This is a genomic window from Actinoplanes campanulatus (assembly GCF_014647795.1).
Lineage (GTDB): Bacteria > Actinomycetota > Actinomycetes > Mycobacteriales > Micromonosporaceae > Actinoplanes > Actinoplanes campanulatus.
The window spans coordinates 76,142-102,338 of sequence record NZ_BMPW01000014.1; the positions used below are offsets into that span (position 1 = coordinate 76,142).

The 26,197-nt window shown below is 71.0% G+C and carries 21 protein-coding genes; 8 read left to right on the top strand and 13 right to left on the bottom strand.

Going from position 1 to position 26,197, the window contains the following annotated elements:
• Positions 1 to 9: 9 nt before the first annotated feature.
• Positions 10 to 975 carry an Acg family FMN-binding oxidoreductase gene (locus IEZ13_RS25950; protein ID WP_183223667.1) on the bottom strand — a complete coding sequence of 322 codons (966 nt, stop codon included), beginning with the start codon at positions 973 to 975 and terminating at the stop codon, positions 10 to 12.
• Between the two features lie 142 nt (positions 976 to 1,117).
• Between IEZ13_RS25950 and IEZ13_RS25955 the strand changes: the two genes are divergently transcribed.
• The 3 genes from IEZ13_RS25955 to IEZ13_RS46795 all read left to right on the top strand — a co-directional run bounded on the left by IEZ13_RS25955 (position 1,118) and on the right by IEZ13_RS46795 (position 3,441).
• Positions 1,118 to 2,065, top strand: coding sequence for a LysR family transcriptional regulator (locus IEZ13_RS25955; RefSeq protein WP_183223669.1), 948 nt, complete (start codon positions 1,118 to 1,120; stop codon positions 2,063 to 2,065).
• A 107-nt stretch (positions 2,066 to 2,172) separates the two neighbouring features.
• The gene (locus IEZ13_RS25960; RefSeq protein ID WP_203834098.1) at positions 2,173 to 3,102 is read left to right on the top strand and encodes an MBL fold metallo-hydrolase; all 930 of its coding nucleotides are present in this window, start codon (positions 2,173 to 2,175) and stop codon (positions 3,100 to 3,102) included.
• A gap of 162 nt (positions 3,103 to 3,264) precedes the next feature.
• Positions 3,265 to 3,441: a cupin domain-containing protein gene (locus IEZ13_RS46795; protein WP_203834099.1), complete on the top strand. Its 177-nt coding sequence runs from the start codon at positions 3,265 to 3,267 to the stop codon at positions 3,439 to 3,441.
• A 117-nt stretch (positions 3,442 to 3,558) separates the two neighbouring features.
• Here the strand turns inward: IEZ13_RS46795 and mmsB are convergent, their stop codons facing one another.
• The 3 genes from mmsB to chvE form a co-directional block, all read right to left on the bottom strand.
• Positions 3,559 to 4,785 (bottom strand): multiple monosaccharide ABC transporter permease, encoded by a 1,227-nt coding sequence (gene mmsB / locus IEZ13_RS25970; protein WP_183223671.1) that lies wholly within the window; start codon positions 4,783 to 4,785, stop codon positions 3,559 to 3,561.
• Positions 4,782 to 6,335 (bottom strand): multiple monosaccharide ABC transporter ATP-binding protein, encoded by a 1,554-nt coding sequence (mmsA, locus tag IEZ13_RS25975; RefSeq protein ID WP_183223673.1) that lies wholly within the window; start codon positions 6,333 to 6,335, stop codon positions 4,782 to 4,784. Before mmsA ends, mmsB begins: the two co-directional genes overlap by 4 nt.
• Before the next feature lie 65 nt (positions 6,336 to 6,400).
• The gene (gene chvE / locus IEZ13_RS25980) at positions 6,401 to 7,510 is read right to left on the bottom strand and encodes a multiple monosaccharide ABC transporter substrate-binding protein (protein WP_183223675.1); all 1,110 of its coding nucleotides are present in this window, start codon (positions 7,508 to 7,510) and stop codon (positions 6,401 to 6,403) included.
• A 270-nt stretch (positions 7,511 to 7,780) separates the two neighbouring features.
• On the opposite strand from chvE, the gene IEZ13_RS25985 reads away from it, so the two are divergent.
• The 3 genes from IEZ13_RS25985 (at position 7,781) to IEZ13_RS25995 (ending at position 10,750) form a co-directional block, all read left to right on the top strand.
• The gene (locus tag IEZ13_RS25985) at positions 7,781 to 8,995 is read left to right on the top strand and encodes an ROK family transcriptional regulator (protein ID WP_229795031.1); all 1,215 of its coding nucleotides are present in this window, start codon (positions 7,781 to 7,783) and stop codon (positions 8,993 to 8,995) included.
• A gap of 174 nt (positions 8,996 to 9,169) precedes the next feature.
• Positions 9,170 to 10,048, top strand: coding sequence for a metallophosphoesterase family protein (locus tag IEZ13_RS25990; protein WP_183223679.1), 879 nt, complete (start codon positions 9,170 to 9,172; stop codon positions 10,046 to 10,048).
• Positions 10,049 to 10,069: 21 nt separating this feature from the next.
• On the top strand, positions 10,070 to 10,750 hold the full coding sequence (locus IEZ13_RS25995) for a nucleotidyltransferase domain-containing protein (protein ID WP_221245859.1): 681 nt from the start codon (positions 10,070 to 10,072) through the stop codon (positions 10,748 to 10,750).
• Here the strand turns inward: IEZ13_RS25995 and IEZ13_RS26000 are convergent.
• On the bottom strand, positions 10,707 to 11,285 hold the full coding sequence (locus IEZ13_RS26000) for a VanZ family protein (RefSeq protein ID WP_183223681.1): 579 nt from the start codon (positions 11,283 to 11,285) through the stop codon (positions 10,707 to 10,709). The two genes, IEZ13_RS25995 and IEZ13_RS26000, sit on opposite strands and share 44 nt — an antisense overlap.
• 162 nt (positions 11,286 to 11,447) lie before the next feature.
• Between IEZ13_RS26000 and IEZ13_RS26005 the strand changes: the two genes are divergently transcribed.
• The gene (locus tag IEZ13_RS26005) at positions 11,448 to 12,470 is read left to right on the top strand and encodes an Acg family FMN-binding oxidoreductase (RefSeq protein ID WP_183223683.1); all 1,023 of its coding nucleotides are present in this window, start codon (positions 11,448 to 11,450) and stop codon (positions 12,468 to 12,470) included.
• Here the strand turns inward: IEZ13_RS26005 and IEZ13_RS26010 are convergent.
• Positions 12,445 to 12,858 (bottom strand): DUF2000 domain-containing protein, encoded by a 414-nt coding sequence (locus IEZ13_RS26010; protein ID WP_183223684.1) that lies wholly within the window; start codon positions 12,856 to 12,858, stop codon positions 12,445 to 12,447. The two genes, IEZ13_RS26005 and IEZ13_RS26010, sit on opposite strands and share 26 nt — an antisense overlap.
• Before the next feature lie 50 nt (positions 12,859 to 12,908).
• Between IEZ13_RS26010 and IEZ13_RS26015 the strand changes: the two genes are divergently transcribed.
• Positions 12,909 to 13,763: an AraC family transcriptional regulator gene (locus IEZ13_RS26015; protein WP_229795033.1), complete on the top strand. Its 855-nt coding sequence runs from the start codon at positions 12,909 to 12,911 to the stop codon at positions 13,761 to 13,763.
• A 1,356-nt stretch (positions 13,764 to 15,119) separates the two neighbouring features.
• Here the strand turns inward: IEZ13_RS26015 and IEZ13_RS26020 are convergent.
• From IEZ13_RS26020 to IEZ13_RS26050, 7 genes are all read right to left on the bottom strand, one after another.
• On the bottom strand, positions 15,120 to 15,395 hold the full coding sequence (locus IEZ13_RS26020) for a hypothetical protein (RefSeq protein WP_183223689.1): 276 nt from the start codon (positions 15,393 to 15,395) through the stop codon (positions 15,120 to 15,122).
• The gene (locus tag IEZ13_RS26025) at positions 15,377 to 17,338 is read right to left on the bottom strand and encodes an L-lactate permease (RefSeq protein ID WP_183223691.1); all 1,962 of its coding nucleotides are present in this window, start codon (positions 17,336 to 17,338) and stop codon (positions 15,377 to 15,379) included. The genes IEZ13_RS26020 and IEZ13_RS26025 overlap by 19 nt, the downstream gene beginning before the upstream one ends.
• Before the next feature lie 172 nt (positions 17,339 to 17,510).
• Positions 17,511 to 18,818, bottom strand: a complete 1,308-nt coding sequence (locus IEZ13_RS26030; protein ID WP_183223693.1) for a tetratricopeptide repeat protein — start codon at positions 18,816 to 18,818, stop codon at positions 17,511 to 17,513.
• Positions 18,819 to 18,855: 37 nt separating this feature from the next.
• Positions 18,856 to 19,383: a flavoprotein gene (locus IEZ13_RS26035; protein ID WP_372441930.1), complete on the bottom strand. Its 528-nt coding sequence runs from the start codon at positions 19,381 to 19,383 to the stop codon at positions 18,856 to 18,858.
• 17 nt (positions 19,384 to 19,400) lie between these two features.
• The gene (secA2, locus tag IEZ13_RS26040; protein WP_183223697.1) at positions 19,401 to 21,635 is read right to left on the bottom strand and encodes an accessory Sec system translocase SecA2; all 2,235 of its coding nucleotides are present in this window, start codon (positions 21,633 to 21,635) and stop codon (positions 19,401 to 19,403) included.
• A gap of 1,025 nt (positions 21,636 to 22,660) precedes the next feature.
• Positions 22,661 to 25,288, bottom strand: coding sequence for a molybdopterin-dependent oxidoreductase (locus tag IEZ13_RS26045; protein ID WP_183223699.1), 2,628 nt, complete (start codon positions 25,286 to 25,288; stop codon positions 22,661 to 22,663).
• Positions 25,285 to 26,073, bottom strand: coding sequence for an FAD binding domain-containing protein (locus IEZ13_RS26050; protein WP_183223701.1), 789 nt, complete (start codon positions 26,071 to 26,073; stop codon positions 25,285 to 25,287). The genes IEZ13_RS26045 and IEZ13_RS26050 overlap by 4 nt, the downstream gene beginning before the upstream one ends.
• Between the last annotated feature and the right edge of the window lie 124 nt (positions 26,074 to 26,197).

Genomic DNA, 26,197 nt, shown 5'->3' on the forward strand with positions numbered 1-26,197 from the left:
GGCCGGAGGTTACCCCGGCGGCTCGTCCAGCAGCACCCGGTTCACCGGCCGGCGCGGGGTGTGCCCGGCGACGCCGCCGTAGCCGATGCGCAGCACCATCTGCGCCGGCCTGCGAGTGAGCAGCGCGCGGATCTCGGGCACCTCGACCGGCTGGCTGATCGGGGTGGCGGCCAGGCCCAGCCAGGTGGCGGTCAGCAGCACCCGTTGCAGCGCCTGCCCGGCGCACAGCCGGTCCGCGGCGGTGTCGCCGTCGGTGGCCAGCACCAGCACGGTCGGGTGCGGCTCGAACGCCACCGGCGCCCGGGCCACCGCGAGGGTTCCGGCGCCGTCGCGGACCGGCATCACCCCGAGGGCGTCGCCCGGCCCGTACGCCCACGCCGGCACCCCGTCGTGGCGGGCCGCCCGGCCGGTCCACCGGCTGATCTCGGCGGCGTAGTCGTCGCGTTCACGCAGCCGCTGGTCGGCGGCGCGGGCCAGGCCCAGGATCGCGTCCCGGCCGGCCGGGTCGGCGACGGTCAGCACCGCGCCCTCCCGCTCGGCGGCGTCGCGCAGCTTCTCGATCGCGCCGGCCGGCACCGCGACCCGCGCGAACGGCCACCGGTTGGTGTGCCGGTACGGGATCGCCGCGGCCAGCGCCTCGGTCGTCGCGTCGACGGCCGCCGGCCGGCCCGCGGTGACCCGGGCGGCCAACGACGGCTCGTCCGAATCGGGCAGCAGTTCACAGCGCACCTGGTAGCCGGCCCGCCGGATCGCCAGGCGCAGCGTGAACACCGCGGCACCGACGCTGATCAGCTGTTCGCGCCCGTCCGGGTCGGTGACCGGCAGGCGGCGGTCCGGGTCGGCGTACACCTCGACGGCCGGCGGCTCGATCCGGAACCGCCAGGGCTGGCTGTTGTGCAGCGACGGCGCGGTGGTGGCCGACCGCACGCAATCGGTGAGAACCCGGTGCGACGGTGGGGCGAACGGCGTGGTCATCGGGCAACCCCCTTTGGCGAGGTGTGCGGCCGGCCGGGCCGCGTCCCCTCCACGAGACCGCGAACCTGGTCCCGCCCACCAGGGCCGGAGGTCCCGGTACCGGCCCGGCCGGCCGGTACAGTGCGCTCTGGAGGGATGTCCGGTGAAGGAGCGGTTGCGTGCGGTCGACGCGAACCTGCTGCTGTCGCTGCACGCCCTGATCGAGGAGCGCAACCTCACCCACGCCGGTGAGCGGATGACGATGAGCCAGTCGGCGATGAGCAGCGCGCTGACCCGGCTGCGCCGGCACTTCGGCGACGAGCTGCTGGTCCGGTCCGGCCGCGGCTTCGACCTGAGCCCGCTGGCCGAGCGGCTGCGGCCGGCCGTGGCCGAGGCGGTGGAGGCCGCCGAGGCGCTGCTCGGCACGCAGCGGGAGTTCGACGAGGCGTCCAGCACCCGCCGGTTCACCGTCAGCATGTCGGAGTACGCGATGACCGTCCTCGCCGAGCCGCTGATCCGCCTGATGGCCGAGCAGGCGCCGGGCTGCTCGGTCGCGCTGGACACGCTGGAGGGCCCGCACCTGGGGACGCAGCTGATGCGCCGGGATCTGATCATCGGGCCGCTCGGGTTCGCGTTCCCCGGCCAGACCCAGCCGGTCTTCACCGATCACCTGGTGTGCATCGTGTCCCGCGACAACCCGCGGCTCTCCGACGGTGGGCTGAGCGCCGCCGACCTGAGCGTGATGGCGCACGCGGTGGCCGAGTTCTCCGCCGCGGGCGAGCTCAAACGGCCACTGGAGATCATTCTGGAGCGGTCCGGGCTCGCCGACCGGACCGTGCTGGTGCGGGTCACGAGTCTGCTGACGCTGCCGTACGCGGTGGCCGGCACCGAGATGTGCGCGTTCGTGCCGTCCCGGCTGGCCCACCGCTGTCTCGGCTTCCTGGAGCTGGCGATCGCGTCGACGCCGCTGGACACGGTCCGGATCACCGAGGCCGCGCACTGGCACGCCGGCCGGGAGAAGGATCCCGGTGTGGCCTGGCTGCGCCGGCTGCTCTACGACGTCGCGGTCGCGGTCGAGACCGAACCGGCGGACCAGCCGGGCGAGGAGTGACGCCCCGTTTCCGGTATGGCAGGGATCGCTGCTGGCGATGGCCCGATCTGTTGTGAGCCGGCCCCCGGGATGCCCCAATGAGGTGACCGCACCTTAGAGGAGGACATGTGACCTGGGACGACGGCAACCCGTACGTCGACAAGCTGGCCGACGGCGTCTACGCCTACATCCAGCCGGCCGGCGGGTGGATGGTGAACAACTGCGGTGTGATCGCCGACGGCGCGGGGACCGCGGTCCTGGTCGACACCACCTCGACCGAGCGCCGCAACCGGGCCGTGCTGGCCGAGGTCGCGAAGGTGTCGTCCGGTGCGCCGCGGGCCGTGGTGAACACCCACCACCACCCGGACCACACGTACGGCAACGGCTTCCTGCCGGCGGAGACCCTGGTCATCGGCCACGACAAGTGCCGCGACGAGGTCCTCGCCGCCGGTCTCGAGGCCACCCGGGTGATCACCTCTCCGGACTACGGCAACCTGGTGCTGCGCCCGCCGAACGTCACCTTCAGCGACCGGATGACCCTGCATCTGGACTCGTTCGGCGTCGAGTTGCAGCACGTCGGCCGCGCCCACACCAGCAACGACGTGGTGGTGTGGTTGCCGGAGCAGCGGGTGCTGTTCGCCGGGGACCTGGCGTTCGCCGGCGGTCAGCCGTTCCTGCTGGAGGGCTCGGTCGCCGGGTTCACGAAGGCCATCGCGCACATGCGGGCGCTGGCGCCCGAGGTGCTGGCGCCGGGGCACGGTCCGGTGTGCTGCGGCGACGAGGTCGGGGTGCTGCTGGACGACCTGGACGCCTACGTCTCCTACATCGCCGAGGTCGCCGAGGCCTCCTTCAAGCAGGGCCTCACCCCCCTCGAAGCCGCGGTCAAGCACCGCGACAACCGGTTCAGGGACTGGGCCGAGACCGAACGGTTCGTCGGCAACCTGCACCGGGCCTACTCGGAGCTCAAGGGCAACCCGGTCGACACCCGCCTGACCGTCCCGTCGGTGTGGCCGGACATGGTGGCCTTCCACGGCGGGCCGATCGCATGCCACGCCTGAACGCTCCACGCCGGGTCGTCACCGGCCACACGCCGGACGGCGTGTCGGTGGTCGTGTCGGACGGGCCGGTTCCGGTCAGCCGGGAACTGCCCGCCGACGGCGTGTTCTTCCACGAGGTCTGGAACACCGAGGGCGCCCCGGCCCGGATCGTCGCGGTCCGAGGTGACGCTGCGGGCCGGGGACGTGGTCGTGCAACGCGGCACCGACCACGCCTGGGCCAACCGCGGCGACGTCCCGGCGCGTGTCGTGTTCGTCCTGGTGGACGGCGAATTCGACGCCTCTCTCACGAAAACCCTGCCGGGCGGCCTGAGCGGTCTGATGCACGGCGGTCCCCGCTGAGTCCCGGCCGGCTCCCAGCGCTTTGATCAGCAGCCCTGAGACAGCTGTCCCCCTGAGGGCAAAGAGCGGCGCCGCCCGGTCTGTCCACCGTGCGGCGCCGCTACCCCCTGAAAGGTCTTACTTGCCGCGCCGCTTGTTGAGGATGTCGAGCGCGACGGCGGCGATCAGGACGAGGCCCTTGATCACCTGCTGGTAGGCGGGGTCGGTGCCCATGATGGACAGGCCCATGTTGAGCACGCCCATGATCAGGGCACCGGTGATCGCGCCGGTGATCTTGCCGATGCCACCGTTGACGGAGGTTCCGCCGATGAAGGCCGCGGCGATCGCGTCCAGCTCGTAGTTGGTACCGGCGGCGGCGATGCCGGCACCGGCCCGGGAGGTGGTGATGACCGCGGCGACGCCGGCGAGCAGGCCCATGTTCACGAAGATCAGGAAGTTGACCCGCTTGGTCTTCACACCGGAGAGCATCGCGGCGGGCAGGTTGCCGCCCATCGCGTAGATGTGCCGCCCGAAGATCGTGTTGTTCATCAGGAACGTGTAGATCAGCACCAGAACGCCGACGATGACCAGCACGATCGGGGTGCCGCCGGCGCTGGACGCGAGCAGGTAGGTGATCGCGCCGATGGCCAGGGCGGACAGCACGAGCTTGCCGGCGAACGCGGCGAACGGCTCGGTGCGCAGGTCCAGCTTGGTCAGCTCACGGCGGGCCCGGATCTGGGCGATGGTCAGCCCGGCGAAGGCGAACACGCCGATGAACAGGGTGACGGCGTCGAGGTTGCCGACGTAGCCGGCCGCCGGCAGCGAGCCGTTGCTGATGTCGTTGAAGCCGCTGGGCAGGCCGGCGATGGTCTGCTCGAGCACGACGATGGCCAGGCCGCGGAACAGCAGCATGCCGCCGAGGGTGACGATGAACGCCGGGATGCCCGCGTAGGCGACCCAGAAGCCCTGCCAGCAGCCGACGAGGCCGCCGATCACGATCGAGATGGCGACGGCGACCGGCCACGACAGCTCGAAGTCGGTGATCATCACGGCGCAGATGCCGCCGACGAACGCGACCACGGATCCGACCGACAGGTCGATGTGCCCGGCCACGATGACCATGACCATGCCGATGGTCAGGACGAACACGTACGCGTTCTGCTGGATCAGCGCGGCGATGTTGTCCGGGTTGAGCATCAGGCCGTCGGTCGACCACTGGAAGGCCGCGATGATCAGCAGCAGGACCGCGATCATGCCGTACTGCTGGATGTTCTGACCGAGGTAGGCCTTGAGCGACCCACCGTCGTTGGACTTGGAGGGCTCGGGCTGTGCCTTCGGCTGCTCGAGCGTGGTGGTGGCGCTCACCGCGTTGCTCCGCTCTTCTCCATGGTCATGTAGCGCATGAGGCTCTCCTGGCTGGCCTCGGCGCGGGGAAGTTGCCCGGTGATCCGGCCCTGGCTCATCGCGTAGATCCGGTCGCAGATGCCGAGCAGCTCGGGCAGCTCCGAGGAGATCACGATGACGGCTTTACCGGAGTCCGCGAGCTTGTTGATGATCTCGTAGATCTCGTACTTGGCGCCGACGTCGATGCCGCGGGTGGGCTCGTCGAGGATCAGCACCTCGGGCTCGGCGAAGAGCCACTTGGCGAGGACGACCTTCTGCTGGTTGCCGCCGGACAGCTTGCCGACGACCACGTCCACGCTGTTGGCCTTGGTCTTCATGTCCTTGCGGAACTGCTCGGCCATGACGACCTCGCGGCCGGAGTCGACCACGCCGCCGGAGGTGATGCGCTGGAGCTTGGCGGCCGAGGTGTTGCGCTTGATGTCGTCGATCAGGTTGAGGCCGTAGTGCTTGCGGTCCTCGGTGGCGTACGCGATGCCGTGCTCGATGGCCGCGTCGACGGTCTTGATCGAGACCGGCTTGCCGTGCAGGAACAGCTTGCCGGAGATGTCGGCGCCCCAGCTGCGGCCGAAGATGCTCATGGCCAGCTCGGTGCGGCCGGCGCCCATCAGCCCGGCGATGCCGACGATCTCGCCGCCGCGCACGTTCAGGTCGGCGCTGTCGACGACGACCCGGCTGTGGTCGGCCGGGTGGTGCACGGTCCAGTTCTCGATCCGCAGCACCTCCTCGCCGATGGTCGGGGTGTGCGCCGGGTAGCGGTTCTCCAGGTCACGGCCGACCATGGCGCGGATGATGCGGTCCTCGGAGACCGGCACCGCGCCGTGCATGTCCATGGTCTCGATGCTCTGGCCGTCGCGGATGATCGTCGTGCTGTCGGCGATCGCGGCGATCTCGTTGAGCTTGTGCGAGATGATGATCGACGTGATCCCCTGGCCCTTGAGGTGGCGGATCAGGTCGAGCAGGTGCGCGGAGTCCTCGTCGTTGAGCGCCGCGGTGGGCTCGTCGAGGATGAGCAGCTTGACCTTCTTGGAGAGCGCCTTGGCGATCTCCACGAGCTGCTGCTTGCCGACGCCGATGTCCTGGATCCTGGTGTCCGGGGATTCGTCCAGTCCGACCCGGGCGAGCAGGTCGGCGGCCTGCTTGTTGGTCTGGGCCCAGTTGATGACGCCGCCGCGTGCCCGCTCGTTGCCGAGGAAGATGTTCTCGGCGATCGACAGGTACGGGCTGAGCGCCAGCTCCTGGTGGATGATGACGATGCCGCGCTCCTCGGAGTCGCGGGTCGTCTTGAACCGGCAGGTCTCGCCCTCGAAGACGATGTCGCCGTCGTAGCTGCCGTGCGGGTAGACACCCGACAGCACCTTCATGAGGGTGGACTTGCCCGCGCCGTTCTCACCGCAAATGGCGTGGACCTCACCCCGCGCGACGCCGAGGGTGACGTCCGAGAGCGCCTTGACGCCCGGGAAGGTCTTGGTGATCCCCCGCATCTCCAGGATCGGGGTGGTGCCGTTGGCCATCGCTCAACTCGCTTGCTCTCGAGTTCCAAAAGCCGGGCCCCGCGAGGGGCCCGGCTACGGGAGACTTACAGGCCGAGCTTGTCGGCGGTGTAGAAGCCGGAGTCGACCAGCTTGGTCTTGACGTCGTCCTTGGTGACGACGACCGGCGGGAGCAGGTAGGACGGGACGACCTTGACACCGTTGTTGTAGGTCTTCTCGTCGTTGACCTCGACGGTGCCGCCCTTGACGATCGCGTCGATCATCTTGGCGACCTGGTCACCCAGGGAGCGGGTGTCCTTCCAGACGGTCATCGCCTGCTTGTCGGCGAGAACGTTCTTGGTGTTCGCCAGGTCGGCGTCCTGACCGGTGATGATCGGGTAGTCGGCGCCCGGCTTGTAGCCCTTGCTCTCCAGCGACTGCGCGATGCCCAGCGCCAGCGAGTCGTTCGGGGACAGGACGACGTTGACCTTCTTGCCGCCGGTGTAGAACGAGTTCAGGCGGTTGTCCATCTCGGACTGCGCGGTCTCGGTCTTCCAACCCTGGACGGACACGGTGGTCCACTCCTCGTTGGTGGCCGGCTTCTTGCCCGACGGGACGACCAGCTTGCCGCTGTCGATGTACGGCTTGAGCACGTCCCACGCGCCGGAGAAGAAGAACTTGGCGTTGTTGTCGTCGGCGGAGCCGGCGAACGCCTCGAGGTTGAACGGGCCCTTGCCGTCCTTGAGGCCCAGCTTCTCCTCGATGAACTGACCCTGGAGCTTGCCGACCAGGTAGTTGTCGAAGGTCGCGTAGAAGTCGACGTTCGGGGTCGAGTTGATCAGACGGTCGTAGGCGATGACCTTGACCTTCTTCTCGGCGGCCTTCTCCAGCGCCGGGGCCAGCGCGGTGCCGTCGATGGAGGCGACGACCAGAACCTTCGGGTTCTGGTTGATCATGTTCTGGATCTGCGTGATCTGCTGCTCGACGCTGTCGGCGTGCTGCAGCGAGGTCTCGTAGCCCGCCTTCTTGAGGATCTCGTCGAGGTGCGAGCCGTCCTTGTTCCAGCGCTCGAGGCTCTTCTGCGGCATCGCGATGCCGATCAGGTTCGAGGTGGAGGCGGACGAGGCCTCCTCGTCGCGGGTGTTGCTGCAAGCGGAGGTCGCGGCCAGCGAAGCGGCGATCGCGACGGACGCGAGGACCCGGAAGTTCTTGGACACCTCGACGTCTCCTTTCTATCGGGCCCGCGACAACGGCGGGCCACTGAGGCTTCGATTTGTTGCTGGGCACAACATACGGGTATCGCGATCATCTTTCACGCGGGGGTTCGTAACGGCTGCGTAACACTCACCGTGATGAAAACGGGCTTAAGTGCCGTTAGAGCTAACCCAGAGTGACCATCGTATTTGTTGGCCCTGGTGACATAACCGCGCGGGTCTCGAGTTGCACGGACCGCTATGGTGTCTGCACGACGCGTGAGAGGAGCCGCGATGCATGCCGGAACCGTCCGACGGCGTCACGACACGACCGCGGTCAACCCGCGCGCCACCCACCTGTCACTGGCCCTGCGGCACGTCGCCGAGGCCTCCGGGCAGATCTCCCGCGCCGACATCGCCGCCCGCACCGGCCTCAACCGGTCCACAGCTTCCAGCCTGATCGACGAGCTGATCACGGGTGGTCTCGTGAAAGAGACCGGCGCCACCCCACGCGCCCGCGCCGGCCGCCCCGCCACCGCCCTCGCCCTGCGCGACGACGGCCCCGCCGGCCTCGGCGTCGACGTCAACGTCGACTACACCGCCGTCTGCGTCGTCGACCTCACCGGCGCCGTCCGCTACAAGCACGTCGTCGCCGTGGACCAGCGCGGCCACACCATGACCGAGATCCTCGACCGCATCAACACGCTCTCCCGCGCCGCCCACGCCGCCGCCCGCGCCGACGAACTCACCCTCTGCGGCAGCGCCATCGCGGTCCCCGGCATCGTCGACCGCGACCGGGCCACCGTCACCCTCGCCCCCAACCTCGGCTGGCGCGACCTCGCCGTCACCGAGGTACTCCCCGCCGACGTCCACGGCCTGCTCGACAACGAGGCCAACTTCGCCGCCCTCTCCGAACCCGGCCTGCTGCACGCCCGCGCCAGCTACCTCTACGTCAGCGGCCAGATCGGCGTCGGCGCCGGCATCGTCCTGGACGGCCGCCTCTACCGCGGCACCCACGGATGGTCCGGCGAGATCGGCCACCTCACCGTCGACCGCGACGGCCCGCCATGCCCCTGCGGACGCCGCGGCTGCCTCGAACGCTATGCCGGCCAGGAAGCCATCCTGCGCGCCGCCGGCGTCCCCTCCGACCCCGGCACCGCCCTCGGCGTCCGCCCCACCGTCGCCCTCATCGCCGACCGCGCCCGCGCCAACGACCCGGCCACCCTCGCCGCCCTCACCCGCGCCGGCCAGGTCCTCGGCGCCACCCTCGCCGGCTGCCTCAACCTGCTCGACCTCGGCCACGTCGTCCTCGGCGGCATCTACCGCGACCTGGCCCCCTGGATCGCCCCCGAAGTCGAACGCGAGGTCGCCACCCAGTTCCTCGGCGCACCCTGGGCCCGCCCCACCGTCGAAGTCGCCACCTACGGCCCCGAAGCCCCCGCCATCGGCGCCGCCCGCTCGGTCATCCACGACGTCATCGGCGACCCACTGCGCTGGCTCAACCACTGAAGACCCATTTCCTGTACGGCGTTCGCCGCCCCCGACCGCACCCCGGCCGTCCCGCCCGCGCCACGCGAGCGCCTGCCCACGCACGCCCGTGCCGCGCCCGCCGGGCGCAGATCGGTGGTCCAGCCCCCGGAAACCCCGTTGAGCCTCGTTCACACCTCTGCCTAGCGTGTGAACGTGCGCATCCTTCACCTGTCGGACACCCACCTCACCCGCGAGCCCGGCCCCAACCGCACCGGCGTCGACCCCCGCGAATCGCTGCGCCGCATCCTGCACGACTGCCGCCAGATCCCCGGCCTCGACGCCGTCGTGCTCACCGGCGACATCGCCGACGACGGCACCCCCGAGGCCTACACCGACGCCCGCGCCATCGTCGCCGAGTTCACCGGCCCCCGCGGCATCCCGGCCCTGTTCACCACCGGCAACCACGACGAACGCGCCGCCTTCACCAAGATCCTCGGCACCGGCCACCTCGGCCCCGACGGCCACCCGCTGCCCGCCGACCACCTCGACTCCCCCACCGGCGAACGCGCCGCCGCCACCACCATCGCCGGCCACCGCATCGTCACCCTCGACTCGCTCATCCCCGGCAAGGGCTCCGGCCAGATCAGCGCCACCCAACTCGACTGGCTCGCCGACCTGCTGGCCACCCCCGCCCCCAACGGCACCGTCCTGGCCTTCCACCACCCGCCGATCGCCGTCCCCGGCGTCGCCGTCCAGCACCACCTCGGCCTGCGCGACCCGGCCGCACTGGCCACCGTGATCACCGGCACCGACGTCCGCCTGATCCTCTGCGGCCACTTCCACCTGCAGATCTTCGGCCTGCTCGGCGGCGTACCCACCTGGGTCACCCCCGGCGTCGTCAACCGCATCGACCTGACCGCCACCCCCGGCACCGAACGAGCCGTCCGCGGCGCCTCCGCCACCCTGGCCGACCTGTCCGTCCCCACCGCCCCGATCCTGCACACCCTGCACGCGCGCGACCCCCACCAGGGCGAGACCGCCTACGAGGCCGACACCGCCACCCTCTCCCGCATCATCGCCGACCTGGCGTAACCCCCCTCCGACGCCGCAATCTTGGACGATTCGCCACCGCAGCCGGTGGCTCATTGCCCAAGATCGACCGCGCCGCGTGGCGCGACCGGCGGCGGCATCCCCGGCGACCTCGGCACCCTCGAGGCCCGCTGGTCCCGCTGCTGGACACCCGCCGAGATCGCGAACCGCCTGACCGGCGTCACCGCGCCCTGGTGCGTCGCGGCCGGATGGGCCCTCGACCTGTTCCGCGGCGAACAGACCCGCCCACACTCCGACCTCGACATCGCCGTACCGGCCGCCCACTTCCCGCAGATCCGCGACCGGTTCCCCGGCCACACCTTCGACGCCGTCGGCGACGCCCGGATCTGGGAGTCGCCGTCACCGGAAGCCCTGAACGCCACCCACCAGACGTGGCTGCGCGACCCCGCCACCGGCGACTACCTGGTCGACGTCTTCCGCGAACCGCACGACGGCCCGACCTGGATCTGCCGCCGCGACGAGACGATCCGGCTGCCCTACGCCGACATCATCGAACACACCCCGGACCGGATCCCCTACCTACGGCCCGAACTCGTCCTGCTCTTCAAGGCCGAACACCACCGCCCCAAGGACCAGACCGACTTCGACGGCACCCTGCCGCTGCTGTCACCGGCCCGCCGCGCAACCCTGACCCGCCTGCTCAACCGGGTGCACCCGGGACACACCTGGCTGGCATCGCTGTAGCCGGAACCGGCCACCACCGCCGCGACACCAGCGCCGCCAGCCCGGCGCCCGCCGCATTCAGCAGCACGTCGTCCACCGACGACACCCGGTCCAGCCGCAACACGAACTGGGCGGCCTCCAGCAGGAACGACGCGGCCGCCGCGACCACCAGCACCCGCGGCACCGACCGCAACGCCGGGAACAGCAACGGCCCGAACAGGCCCACCGCCGCGAACACCAGCAGATTCGCCACCACCTGCACCACGATGGTGAGCCACCCGCCCGCGAAGACGGTGACCAGATCCCGCAGCGGCACCAGGCTCACCCGCCCGGCGACCTCACCGGCCCGGCCACCCGGCGTCAGGATCATCCACACCCACGGCACCGTCCCGTAGACGATCCCCACCTCCGCCAGCGACCGCCACCACGGCCGCACCACACCCGCGGCCCGCCGCCGGCGCGCCAGCAACCACACCCCCAGCACCACCACCGGCAGCGCCATCACCGTGATCGCCACCACCCCGGTGATCGACCCGAACCAGTCCCCCGCACTCATGACCGCAACCTAGGCAAGCCCCCGAACCCGCCGCGACCCGGCACACGAAACCTTCACCAAACCCTCACCGACCCCACCGAAACGCCCGATGTGAGCGATCACCTCGCCTCCCGGGACCTCCGGCCCTGCCCGCACCGCACCGGACGGCCCACCCTTGAGACCATGACGTCCCGCACGGCAGTCCTCGCACACGCCGCCCGCCTCGCCCGGCACGCGCCGTCGATCCTCAACACCCAGCCCTGGCAGTGGCACATCGGCCGGCACACCGCCGAACTGCGCCCGGACACCACCAGGTCACTGCCGTACCTCGACCCCGACCACCACCTGATGCTGCTCAGCTGCGGCGCCGCACTGCACCACGCGACCGTCGCCATCCAGGCACAGGGCCGGCAGGTCACCGTCGAACGCGGCACCGACCCCCTCGCCCGCCTCACCCTCGGGCCGCCGGACACACCCCGCCACACCGACCTCGCCGCCGCCATCACCCACCGGCGCACCGACCGGCGAGCCTTCGGCTCACAGACCCCCGGCGACGAGATCATCGCCGACCTGCGCAAAGCCGTCGCCGCCCAAGGCCTCCACCTGCGCCCGGTACGCCGTGACGAGCTCCCCCTGCTGGCCGCCGCCACCTCCCGCGCCGCCTCCGACGCCGCCCACCGCCCCGGACTGCGCGCCGAAGTCGCCACCTGGACCGACCGCCCCACCGAGCACGGCGACGGCATCCCCACCGCCACCACCGCCACCGCCACCCTGCGCCGCGTCCCGATGCGCGACTTCGCACCCGGCTCAGACGGCGGCTTCGCCATCTCCGCCGCCGCCTCCGACATCGGCGCCCGCTACGTCGTCCTGCACAGCGACCACCCCGACGACTGGCTACGCGCCGGCGCCGCCCTCTCCGCCCTGCTGCTCACCGCCACCGTCCGCGGCGTCGCCTGCTCCCCGATGAGCGAACTCGTCGAAGCCCCCTGGCCCCGCTCCATCCTCACCACCCTGATCGGCACCACCGGCCACCCCTACCTGGTCGTCCGCCTCGGCTACCCGGTCGACGACGGACCACCCCCGGCCGCCCCACGACGACCGGAAACCGAAACCACCCACTACGGCTTCACAAACGCATCCCCGCACCCCGGCCTCACGAACGCATCCCCGCACCCTCGTCTCATGGATGCATCACCGCGCCCTTGACGACCCGGTCCACCCCGTTGCGCGGCCCGTACACGGCCAGGCCCACCAGGTCCAGATCGGCGGTCCGCACCGCGCGGACCGCCGCCCGGTTCGCCGCGTCGTGGCCGGTCGCGAACAGATCCGAGGTGAACACCGACATCCGCATCCCGTCCCGGCCCAGGGCCCGGGAATGCGCCGCCGACAGCACCTCCTTACCGCCTTGGAACACCAGCACCGGCTGCCGGAACATCGGCAGATAGGCCACCCCGCCGGCATCCTCGTACGGCTCACCGACCAGCTCCGGCACCGCCGAACCCAGCCCGGACACCAGGAACGCGGTCACGTTCAACCGCTGCCACGTCACCAGGTCGTCCCGCAACAACACAGCGATCTTGGTAGGGAAACTCATGCCGCCCATCGTCGAACCGGCCGGCCCGCCAGGTCTTGTACGCTTTTGACGTGCCCCACCTGCGCGCCTGGCGGCCACCCCTCGACGGCGTCACCGAGGTCCTGCACGCACGGTTCGACGAACACTCCTACCCCATGCACGCCCACGACACATGGACCGTCCTGCTCGTCGACGACGGCGCCGTCCGCTACGACCTGGACCGCCACGAACGCGGCGCCTTCGGCGACCTGGTCACCGTCCTACCGCCCCGCGTCCCGCACAACGGCACCTCCGCCCGGCCCGGCGGCTTCCGCAAACGCGTCCTCTACCTGGACGCCGACCAGCTGCCCGCCCGGCTCATCGGCGCCACCGTCGACACCCCCGCCATCCGGGACCACCACCTGCACCGGGCGGTGTCAGAGGTGCACCGCCTCCTCCGTACCCCCGGGGACGAGCCCGCCGCCGACGGCCTGCTCGCCCTCGCGCTGGCCCGGCTGCGCACCCACCTCGGGGATCCGGCCGAAGGCCGGCCGAACAGCCGCGCCGCCGCACACGCCCTGCGCGACCTGCTGGAGGACCACATCGTCGACGGGTTGCCGCTGCGCACCGCGGCCGACACCCTGCACTTCGACCCGGCGCACCTGGTCCGCTCGTTCCACGCCGAGTTCGGCATGTCACCGCACCGGTACCTGATCTCCCGCCGCGTCGACCTGGCCCGCCGCCTCATCCTCACCGGGCGGCCGCTACGGGCCGTCGCCGCCGACAGCGGCTTCCACGACCAGCCGCACCTGAACCGCCACTTCAAACGCATCCTGGGCGTCACCCCCGGAGGCTTCGCCTCCTCCACCCACACCCCCACCGATCTTGGACGTCTCCCTACCGAATCCGGTGACCCAACGTCCAAGATCAGCACAGACGAGGCCTGACCACCGAGCGGATACCCGCCTACGGGCCCGACGCCAGCAGATGATCTCGTCATCCACCCGGCACCCGGACCTCCGCCGCCTCGGTCACGAACGCCGACCGCCCCAGCCCAACAGGGACGAGCGCGCACACGATCACTCTCCCGTGGCCGCCCCCGTGGGCAACAGGCCCGGCAACCGCACACGCGGCACCCTCCGCGCAAGAACCCCTCCGGCCGTGAGCGTGCTTTTCGGTTGTGGGTGGCCGCGATGTCAAGTCACGTATTCGGATGGCTGCGGCGTCGCCCCGACCCGCCGACAATCTTGATCGATGGCAGCTTCGGGCCGATCTTGGTTCCTGGTTGCCGCCCGGCGGTAGACCGTCGCCCATGATCCACCTCCCCCAGAAGACCTTGGACGATCGGACACATCCGGGAGTCTCGTTCTCGGTTCTTGCCTGGCGTCGATGTCAAGTTGCTTGTTCGCGTGTTTCCCTGCCTTCGCCGCGAGATCCGGCCGGTCACCGCCGACCGCTCGAGCCATCCGCAACATCGATGTAGATCTTGAGCAGTCGTGGCCGGGCAGCGCGATCTTGAGCGATCACGGTCATCCGGGAGTCTTTTGCTTGGTTGGCCGCGGTCTGCCGTCAAGCACCCCATCGGGTGAACCGACGCCGAGGTAATACGGGGGCATATTGCGCCGAAAGCTCCTTTGTCGTCACGTCAGCACCTCATCGAGTCTGTTTTGCGTGCTTTACCCGGCAGCTTTTCGCGATCTTGATGAGTTGACCACCTCCCAAGGTGGGCAACTCACCAAGATCGCCCCCGCCGCCCTTCCCTCGGTTGAGGGATCGCGGAAATGGGCGCGGACAGCCAAGAAAGAGGCTCCCGGATGGCCGCGATCGCGCAAGATCGCGCCGCTCGGCGACGATTACCCAAGGTTTACATCGATGTTTGCGGATAGCTCAAGCGGCTGGCGTTGACCGGCCGAATCTCGCGGCGAAGGCGGGAAACTTGCGGCGAAGGCGGGGAAGCATGCGCACACGCGACTCGACATCGACCAAGCGACAACCGAGAAAGATACTCCGATGCGCCGGCAGTCCGGTCACGGTGAGCACGAGCGGGGTAGAGGCGGAAGTCAACGGTGCTTGACCACGGCCGGGGGCAGGGACGGTGACCGCGGCTGCCCGGGCATGCCGCACCCACCGGTTTCGGCCCAGCGGCCACGACGGACAGGTCCTGATTCCGCAGCACCCGCCGGTGCCACCGGTGGGCCGTGCACTTCGCCCGGCCGTCCGGGACAGCCACATCGACCGGGCGGGTCACGCGCACCGGTCAGGGCGCGCGCTCAGTGGGCGCTCAGTGGGCACTCAGCGGGCACTCAGCGGGCACTCAGACGCAGCTCACCCCACGGCATGAAGTCGATCGTCACCGCGTCCAGAATCGTGCCCACCGGCGGGAAATCGGCCGGTGTCACCTCCGCGCCCGCCGGGCCGAGCAGCACGAAGTCGATGAACGCCGGGTAGCCCGCCACCGGCTCGATGATCTCCACGTCCACACCGAAACGGCCCCGATGCTCCACCACCCGGCACCGGACCTGCTGAAACCGCTCCAGCCCGGCACGCCGCCACTCCCCCTCTATCGCGGCACCATCCAATCGAGCACCGGCGTGCCCTGCAACGTCACCAGAACGCACATGAACAACAGCAGCACCAGACTCCAGCCGACCACCCGGCGGAAGATGTCACCCTCCTTACCGGCCATGCCGACCGCCGACGCGGCGATCGCCAGGTTCTGCGGACTGATCATCTTGCCGAGCACGCCACCGGACGAGTTCGCCGCCGCCAGCAGCACCGGATCCAGGCCCGCCTTCGCCGCCGCCTGCACCTGCAACGCGCCGAACAGCGCGTTCGACGACGTGTCCGAACCGGTCACCGCCACACCGATCCACCCCAGAATCGACGACAGGAACACGAACACCACGCCGGCCTGGGCGAAAAGCTCACCCAACGTCGCGGTCTGGCCAGACTGATTCAGAACGTACGCGAGAGCCAGCACCGCCATCACGGTCACGATCGCATGGCGCAACTCCACATAGGTACGACCGTAGGCCCGGACCGCCGCACCCGGCCGAATCCGCAGCACCAGCGCCGTGAGGATGCCCGCCAGGATCATCAGTGTGCCGGCCGCGGGCAGCCACCCGAACGTGAAGTTCGTCGAGGACAGCGGCTTGCCGTTGGCGCCCAGCACGTCCAGCCCCGGCCACGGGAACACCACCGTCCACGGCTCCTGCGCCAGCGCCTCCTTGACCGGCCCCAGATTCGCGATCGAGAAGATCACGATGATGATCAGGTACGGGGCGTACGCGCGGAACACCTCCACCGGCGGATCCCGCCGCACCTCCGTAGCCGTCACGGCCCCGGCCGGCACCCGCTCGCCGCCCACCTCCGCAGGGTCGCCCCCGGTAGCGGACCCACCGGATGCGGCGCCCACGCTCGCGGAAACTCCTGCCGGACTACTCGCACTCGCCGGAACTCCCGTGGAGCCGCCCCCATCTGCGGGAACGCCGGCCGACCCGGCCACGCCCGGCGAACCGCCCGCGCCCGGATCGCCTGACGGGCCGGGGCCGGCGGACGGACGGCCGCCGACACCGGACGGCTCGCCGCCGGCGGGTGGCCCACTGGACCGGGCCGCGCCGGCCTGCCGGGCCGGATCGGCATCCGGGGTGGCGTGCAGGTCGGGCGACTCGGACGGCCGCCAGACGCGCAGCAGCAGGACCACCGCCGCGGCCGACACCAGGGCGGCGATGATGTCGGTGAGCGGCACCGAGACGTAGTTCGACGCCACGAACTGCCCGACACCGAACGTCAGGCCCGCGACCAGGGCGACCGGCCAGGTCTGCCGCACGCCGCGGCGCCCGTCGACCACGGCCACCAGCACCAGGGGTACGACGACCGCCAGGATCGGGGTCTGCCGGCCGACCATCGCCCCGAGCGTGTCGGTGTTCAGCCGCGGATCGGCCACCGCCCCGGACGTCACCGTGCCGAGCGTGACGATCGGAGTGGCCAGCGCCCCGTACGCGACCGGCGCCGTGTTGGCGATCAGCGCCACGGCGGCGGCCCGCAACGGCCGGAACCCGAGCGCCATCAGCATCACCACGGTCACCGCCACCGGCGTACCGAATCCGGCAAGGGCTTCCAGAAGCGCCCCGAAGCAGAACGCCACGATGATCGCCTGGATCCGCATGTCCGGGCTGACCCGTTCCATCGACCGGCGCAGCACGTCGAAGTGCCCGCTCACGACGGTCAGGTTGTACACCCAGATCGCGTTGATGACGATCCACAGGATCGGGAAGAAGCCGAACGCCGCCCCTTCACTGGCCGACAGCAGCGCCTGCCCGGCCGGCATCGAGTAGACGGCGACCGCCACCACGAGGGCCACGCCGAGCGAGACGATCCCGGCCAGCCAGGCCCGCATCCGTACCACGCCGAGCAGCACGAACAGCGTCAGCAGTGGCAGCGCGGCGAAGATCGCGGAGAGCGCGACGGAGCCGGCCACCGGGTCGGTCACGATCTGGAACTGTTCGAACATGACAGCCATCCAGGGTCATCGATCACCTTGGCCGCAATCTAGTCCCTTCCCGGCAAACCGCAACACGTGCCGGATCGCAACCCAACCCACAACCTCTACAGCATCCTAGGAGGCTAGCCCTATTGCCGGGCCGATCGGCGCGGGAAAGCAACGAAGCGATGAACCGCGCCGCGGCCGGGCGTCAGAACGGCGGTTCGGAGAAGCGCGGGTCGTACCGGGGCGGTTCCGGGCATTCGCGGGCGCGGGCCACGGCGATCGCCTCCTCGGCGCGGCCCTGCCGAACCATCAGGCAGGCCAGCGCGAGACCCTCACCCTCATCTTTCCGGTACGGCCACAGCAACTCGACCGCATCGTCGAGCCGCCCCTCCTCCACCATCAGCTCGGCGACCCACCCACGCGCGAACCAGTCGTCGAGGGGCGCCTCCGCGATGGCCTGCGCCCGCCGCCCGTGCGCCGAGAGCATCGCCAGCCGCTGCCCGATGAGGTCGTGGCCGGTTCCGCCGGTGCTTTCGAGCAGCGCGTCGACGATGGAGAGAGCCTCGTCGAAACGGCCCCGGTCGGCGAGCAGCCCGCACAGCACCGGCAGGTGATCGGCGCCGCGGGCCCCGCCCGGGTAGAGCACCTCGATCGCCTCGTCGACGCGACCGTTCCGAACGAGGACCTCACTCAGCAGCCAGACCTCGTCCTGCTGCCGGAGGATCTCGGCGGCCTCGTCGACGCGGCCCTGTTCCTCCAGGTGGACTGCCAGCCGGCGAGCGGCGAAGACGTCGCCGTCCCCGGCGATGAACTCGCGCAGACCGTCCGGGTCGTGCTCGAACAGCAGGTCGGCGAGCATCTCGATGAGACCGGCGTGGTAGACCTGCCCGTCGGAATACGCGGCCCGCAGCACGGCGATCGCCTCATCGGTACGCCCCTGCCGGTGAAGTACCCCGGCCAGCGGGCCAGGCACGCCGAGGGGCGACAGGGCCGCGATGACGCGCTCGTCCCACCCGCCGTCGGCGGTGATCTCGACCAGCGTGCGGACGTGCTTGCCCTCGGCGACCCGCGGCAGCAGCAGCTCGATCGCCTCGCCGATCCGGCCCAGCCCGGCCAGCGACGTGGCGACCCGCGCGACCGGTGCGCTCTCCGGGCTCCGGCGCACGACAGCGATCGCTTCATCGACGCGGCCGTTGTCGGCGAGAAGCGTCACCAACCGGTCCATCGCCGCGGGTTCGCCCGTCTCGACGAAGGGCCGGATGACGGCGATCGCCGCGTCGATGTCCCCACTGCCGGCGAGGCGGTCGGCGATCCGGGCGTTCGGCTCCCACCGGCCGGTCTCCGCGAACGGCCGGTACAGCTCCAGCGCCTCGCCGACGTCCACGCGGGCGGCCAGCGCGTCGGCGCAGTGGAAGTCACCGGCCGCCGCCTCGCGGCGCAGCTCGCCGAGGAATCCGTGGTCGGCGAGAGTGGACGCCAGCCTGGGCGGAACGCTCAGGCTGGAAGCGTCCATGCCGTCTCCTGCCGCAGCGCCGACCGGGGCGGAAGGCTCATGTCGTCTCCTCGCGCAGCGCCTGGACGGCCAGGTGCCAGGGGAAGTCGGTGAGGGCGCCGGGTTCGTGGGGTTCGAACTCGCCGGGGCCGAACAGGACGCGGACGCCCTCGGCGCGGAGTTGGTCCACGCTGGCGCGGAACGGGATCCGGGAGGCCAGGGCGGTCTGCACGCACGGCAGGACCACCACCGGGATGCCCAGGCCGGGCGCTTCGGCGAGCAGGCCGAGGGCGTAGTTGTCGGCGTGACCCTGGGCGAACTTGTTGATCGTGTTGTAGGTGCCCGGGGCCACGACGATGGCGTTCGCCCGGGGTGGGCGCGGGTCGCCGGGCGCCCGGTAGCGGCTGCGGACCGGGCGGCCGGTCCGCGTCTCCAGCGCCTCGGTGTCGATGAACGCCAGCGCCGACGGGGTGGCGATCACCTGCACCGTCCACCCGTCGGCCTGGGCGAGCGTGACGAGGCGGCCGACGTCGGCGGCGACGCCGGCCGCGGAGACGATCACGTACAGGGTTCGGCCGTCGTCAATCACGATTCAAAGATCTATCACCTGGTACGAAACAGGTCGATCAGCCCGGCGAGGAAGTGGCTCATGTCGGTGCCGAGGGCGTCGTCGTCGACCACGTAGGTCCAGGTGGCGCTGGGGCGGTCGAGGCCCAGGCCGGCGGCGGTCCAGTCGGCGCCGGACGGGTCGAGGGCCGCGAACACGGCGGCCGCCCGTTCTTCGGCGTCGGGGATCAGGCGGCGGAACTCCGGTACGGCGGCGCGGTGGAACTCGTCGAGCGGATCCAGGTTGGCGACGGCCCGCAGGTGGATGCCCTCGCGCAGCTCGCCGATGAAGCCCAGGTAGTCGGCCCAGGCCGTGTCCAGATGGTGCAGCACGATGGTACGGGCGACCGCCGCGACCCGGTCGGCGCCGTGCAGGCGGACCAGCGCCGCGTGTTCGGCGGATCGCAGCCCGGCCAGGATCTCGCTGCCCCGGCCGGTGGTGAGGACCTGTTCGCGCCGGTCGGCCATCGCCACCCGGTGCTGTTCCAGCAGGTAGTGGTAGCGCCACGTGTTGCGGTGGATCTCCAGGTTGACCTGTTCGGCGATCCGCTGGGCGTCGGCGACCGACGGTGACTCGGCCGGCGCGTACCTGGTGATCAGGTCGTCGTCGAGGCTGACGAGGAAGACCGAGCCGCCGGGGTCGCCCTGCCGTCCGGCGCGGCCGCGGATCTGGTCGTCGATCCGGGCGCTGTCGTGGCGGCCCACCCCGATCACGTAGAGGCCGCCGAGCGCCGCCACCCGGTCGTGATCGCGCTGGTCACTGCCGCCGAGCCGAATGTCGACGCCACGCCCGGTCATCTGGGTGGAGACGGTGACGGCCCCGATCGCGCCGGCCTCCGCGACGATCGCGGCCTCCTCGGCGTCGTTCTTCGCGTTCAGTACGGTGCACGCGATCCCGGCCTCCCGCAGCCGCTCGCCGAGGGCCTCCGAGTCGGCGACCGCCGGGGTGGCCAGCAGGATCGGCCGGCCGGTCGCGTGGACGGCGGTGACCTCGGCGATCACGGCCTCGTCGCGCCGGCCGGCGGTGCGGTACGTCCGGTCCGGTTCGTCACGGCGGATGCACGGGCGGTGCGGCGGCAGGACGGCGATCTCCAGCCGGTAGTGCTCCCGCAGCTGTTCGCCGACGCCGAGGGCGGTGCCGGTCATGCCGGCGACCCGCGAGTACCGGTTGAGGAACGCCTGGAGGGTGATCGTCGCCAGGATGCTGCCGCCGCCGCTGCCGGTCAGGCCCTCCTTCGCCTCGACCGCCGACTGGAGGCCGTCCGGCCAGCGGCGCCGCTGGGCGACCCGGCCGCGGAAGCCGTCGACCAGTTCCACCCGGCCGTCCCGGACGATGTAGTCGACGTCCCGGGTGAGCAGCGCCTCGGCGTGCAGGGCCAGGTTGGCGGCGGTGAGCAGATCCAGGTTCTGCACGGCGTACAGCTCGGCGCCGAGCGCCCGCTCGACCGCGGCGATGCCGTCGGCGGTCAGGTGCACGGTCCGGTCCTGTTCGGCGAGCTGATAATGCTCACCGGGCCTGAGGTCACGGACCACCCCGGCCATCCCGAGCGCGAGATCCGGTCCGGCGAGCGTCGATCCGGCCAGAACGAGGGGTACGCGGGCCTCGTCCACCAGCACCGCGTCGGCCTCGTCGACGATCACCGCGCCGAGCGGGCGCTGCACCCGGTCGGCGACGTCGGTGCACAACCCGTCACGCAGGAGGTCGAAGCCGGCCTCGTTCACCGACACGTAGGTGACGTCCCGCGCGTAGGCGGCCCGCCGCTGGACGGCCGTGGACTTCTCGGTGACCCAGCCGACCGAGACGCCGAGCCGCTGGTAGAACGGCCACATCCATTCGGTGTCGCGCCGGGCCAGGTAGTCGTTGACGGTCAGCACGTGCACCGGCCCGTCGGCGCTGAGCGCGGCGGCGGCGATCGCGGCGGTCAGCGTCTTGCCCTCGCCGGTGGCCATCTGCGCCACCCGGCCGTCGATCAGCGCCAGGGCGCCGACGAGCTGTTCGTCGTACGCCCGCAGCCCCAGCTCCCGGCGCGCCGCCTCCCGGGCGACGGCGCAGAACTCCGCCCGCCCGCCCCGGCCCCGGCTCACCAGGGCGTCGTCGTCGAGCCGGGCGACCTCGGCCTCCAACTCTCCGGCACGCGCCACCTCGGCCCACAGCGAGCCGAGATCAACGGTGCTGCCCGGTGGCCGGACCACCCATCGACGTGCGGACTCCAACCATCCCGGAAGCGCCATCGTGTCCCCTCACCCGCCCGTGTCGACGCCCACTCTGCCCGACCCGCGCACCCCGCCCCAAAATCGATCACCCCGGCTGGAGACCTTTGTGGTTGAGGTCCGCGTTTCGGTTCATCTTTGGTACGCGTGAGGTCGTTCTGCCTTGTTCGGGTCGTTCCGTCTGTTCGGCCCGGCTTGCTGCCGGGTCCGGCCTGTGCCGCCCCCGCCGGGCTGAGTCCCTGCCGCTCCGCTGCGCGAAGCGGCCCTAATCGGGAGGAAGTAGGTCTACTTTCGAGTTAGATCGGTGGGCCACCCCCTGATGTGCCGCCGGTCGCGCTGGGCGACCGGTTGCGGGTGATGCTCGCCAGCCACCCCGTGGCGCCTACTCCCTGATCTGCCGCCGGTCACGGCGGGTGGGTGGTTGCGGTGGTGATCGCCGGCCACCGGAAGTGCCCACTCCCGGCCACCCGCCGCGACCGGCGCGACGGCGGTAAGTGGGCAGCCCCGGTGCTGGGAAGCAGAAGGGCGACCGGCGGCCGAGCGGAAGCGGCGACAGAAAGCGTGAGCTGGCAGGCCCGGTGCCGGGAAGCAAGACGGCGACGAACGGCCGAGCGCAAGCGGGCGGCAGGTGGACGACGGAACTCCGCGGGAGCACCGGTCCAACTCGAAAGTAGACCTACTTCCTCCCGACTAGGGCCGCTTCGCGCAGCGGAGCGGCAGGGACTCAGCCCGGCGGGCGCGGCACAGGCCGGACCCGGCAGCGAACCCGCGCCGCACCGACGGGACGGTCCACACGGAACAGGGCGACGTCTCGCGTACCGGAGGATTCCTGGACCCTAACCACGAAAGCTCTCTAGCCGTGGGAGCTGCCTCAACCCGCCCGAAAACGATCCCCGACCGGCTGAAGGCGGCGGGCCGGGGTGAGGGTGGGGTCGCGCTCACGCCCGGCGGGCGCGGCACGGCCGGGACGTCGCACCCGGCTCGCGGGGTGCGGCGGGACGGGGTGGATTCGGCGGGGGCGGCGTTGGGCGTACCGGAAATGGGGTTCAAGGGTTCAAAGCCTGCCAGATGCGGTCGGCGGTGTAGGGGAGGTCGGTCAGGCGGATGCCGAGGGCGTCGCGGAGGGCGTTGCCGAGGGCCGGGGAGACCGGGTTGTACGGGGACTCGCTCATCGATTTGGCGCCCAGCGGCCCGATCGTGTCCGTCGTGGTGGCGAAATGGACCTCGGTGGGCGGGATGTCAGCGACGGTGGGGAGGTGGTACTGACGGAACGTGGTCGTGGTGACCTCGCCGGACGGGGAGATGTCGACGTGTTCGGCGAGGGTGGCGCCCAGGGCCTGGGCGACGCCGCCCTCGATCTGGCCGCGGAGCTGGAGCGGGTTCATGACGGTTCCGGCGTCGGCGCTGTGGACGCTGCGGAGGATGCGCAGTTCGCCGGTGCCGGGGTCGACGGCGATGCGGAAGAACTGGGCGTTGAAGGCCACCGAGCGTGGGGTGCCGTCGAAGTGGCCGCTCGCGGAGACGGTACCGAGTGAGGAGAGGTCCAGGGTGCGCAGCGCGTGGGTCTCGGAGGGGGTGTGGCCGGTGAGGGCGAGGAGCTGGGCGCGCAGCGAGCGGCAGGCGCGGAGCACGGCCTGCCCGGCGACCACCACGCCGGTGGAGGCGAAGGCGCCGGTGTCGTGGCGGACCACGTCGGTGTCGGACTGTCTGATGAGGATGCGGTCGGGGGTGGTGTGCAGTTCGTCGGCGGCGATCTGGGCGTGGACCGTGGTGCTGCCGTTGCCGAACTCGGCGGTGCCGACCGACAGCTCGTAGCGGCCGTCGGGGAGCAGGGTGACGGTGGCGTCGGCGAAGTGGCCGCCGGGCGGGCCGGCGGCGATCATCGCGATGGCCATGCCCTGGCCGGTCAGCCAGCCGGGCGGGGCCTCGTCGACGGTGGCGGCGGCCTCCCGCATCCTGGCGAGGCACTGGTCCAGGCCGTAGCTGGCGATGCCGAGGTCGGGGACGTGGGCGCCGGGGGCGGTGAGGTCGTCGCCGGGGCGGACCACGTTGAGCTCGCGGAACGTCACCGGGTCCATGTCGATCATGCGGGCCAGCTCGTCGAGGACCTGTTCGACGGCGAAGGTGACCTGGCCGAGGCCGTAGCCGCGGAACGCTCCGGCGGGGACGGTGTTCGTGTAGACGGTGTAGGCGTCTGTCCGGATATTTCCGCACTTGTAGACCGCTACCGTCTCGTGGCAGCCGTGGTGCATGACGGACGGGCCGTGGTTGCCGTAGGCGCCGGTGTCCACCAGGACGTTCAACTGGAGGGCCGTGATGGCCCCGTCCCGCGTGGCCCCCGCCTTGACCGTGATGGTGAACGGATGCCGGGTGGTCGCCGCGGTGAACTGTTCGGAGCGAGTGAACTCCCACTTGACCGGCCGCCCGGTGCGCAGGACCGCCAGCGTGACGAGATCCTCCACCAACATCTCCTGCTTGCCACCGAAGCCACCGCCCACACGCCCGGCCACCACGCGCACTTTGTCCGGATTTATGGAGAAAAGTCGCGACAAGGCGCGCCGGGTCAGGAACGGCGTCTGCGTGCTGGAGCGGATCACCAGTCGGTCGTCGTCATCCAGCCAACCCACCGCACCGTGCGTCTCCAAGCTCGCATGCTGCACACGCGGTGTTCTGAATGTCGCCTCGTAGACCGCGTCGGCCGCCGCGAACCCCGTGGCCACGTCACCGATGCCGGCGTGCAACTCCCCCACCACGTTGGCGTCGGCCCGCACGATCCCCTGCGCGATCCCCTTGTCCCCGTGCACCAGCGGCGCCCCGGGCAGCATGGCCAGAGCGGGATCGATCACCGCGGGCAGCACCTCGTACTCCACGTGCAGCCGGCGCACCCCCTCCTCGGCCGCCGCCTCGGAGCTGGCGACCACCGCCGCCACCCGCTGCCCCACGAACCGGACCACCTCGTCGAGGACCCGGGTGTCGTACGGATCCTCCGCCTCGTTCTCGTGCTGTCCCGTGGAGAACAGCCGCTCGGGGGCGTCCTTGTGGGTGAGCACGGCCTCCACCCCCGGCACGGCCAGCGCGGCGGTGGTGTCGATCGACAGGATCCGGGCGTGCGCGTGCGGCGACCGCAGCGCCTTGAGGTGCAGCAACCCGGGCACGTCCAGGTCGAACGTGTACCGGGCGGTCCCGTCGACCACCTGTGGCCCGGCCGGGGCGCCGAGGTTCGACCCGACCGCCGAGCCGGCCCGCGGTGTGACGGCGGCGGCGCGCCCTTCGATGGCGTCGGTGATCGCGCGATAGCCCGTACACCGGCAGAGGTTGCCTTTGAGGCTGCGTGGCAGGTCCTCGCGCTGTTCGTCGGTGAGCGCCACCGCCGTCATGATCATGCCGGCGGTGCAGAAGCCGCACTGGAAGCCCTGCGCGTCGAGGAAGCACTGCTGCACCGGGTGCCCGGCCAGGCCCTCGATCGTGGTGACACGGTGGCCCTGGGCGCGGAAGGCCGGATAGACGCAACTGTGCACCGGCGTCCCGTCGACGTGGACCGTGCACGCTCCGCAGTCGCCGGCGTCGCAGCCCTTCTTGACGCCGAAGCAGCCCTCCTCCCGCAGGTAGGTGCGCAGGCACTGCCCGGGCCGGGGTGCGCGGTCGTGCGGGGTTCCGTTGATCTCGATGCTCATGCGGCCAGCTCCGTGCGGATCTGCGCAGCGTAGTGCCGGGTCAGGTGGCGGCGCCAGATCGGCCGGCCGTGCACGTCGTCGACGTACTGGTCGGCCGGGATGGTGTCGAGCGCGGCCTCCACCTCGTCCGCCGAGGGCGGATCAGGGAAGCGGAGAACGTGCGGGCGCCGGGTCGCGGCGGTCACGGTGAGTGAGATTCCTCCGGCGGGGTCGGCCCGGCCGATCAGGAGCACGGCCGATCGGCCATGACGATGCAGAGACCCTCGGCGGTACGCAGTACGCGTGCTCAACATCGATGCGGAAAGGTGGATCGCCCGCAGCAGCTCGCCGTCGCGCAGCACGGTCGTGCCCTCGCCGGTGACGAAATCGGCGGCCGGCACCCGGCGTTCGCCACCGTCCGGGCCGATCAGCACACAGATGCCGTCGAGCGCCGCGACCAGCGAGATCATCGGCCCGGCCGGGAGGGCGGCGCAGAGGTTGCCGCCGACCGTGGCCACGTTCCAGATCTTGAACGAGGCGAGGAACGCGTGGCAGCACTGCCGGACGATGCCGTACCCCCGCAGGCCCTCGGCCAGCTCGGCGATGGTGCAGGTGGCGGCGATCTCGACACCGTCGTCGTGGACCGTCAGCGGTGGCCATCCGGCGGCCGTGAGATCAAGAAGGCGGCTGACGTGCGGCCGGGGCTCGCCGAACAGCGCGGTCCCCCCGCCCAGCCAGGCGTCGCCGGGCCGCCACTGACCGGGTGACGCGGGGCTGATCACTTCGGTGACGGTGTGCAGATCCACAGACGCACGCTACGCCCGCGGTGTTTCCGATCACAGCCGTCGCCGAGGGGCCGTTGTTACGTCCCGGTCACTCGGCCGGCCACCGGACGAACCCTTCGTTATGGAGCCGTGACAAATCTGGACT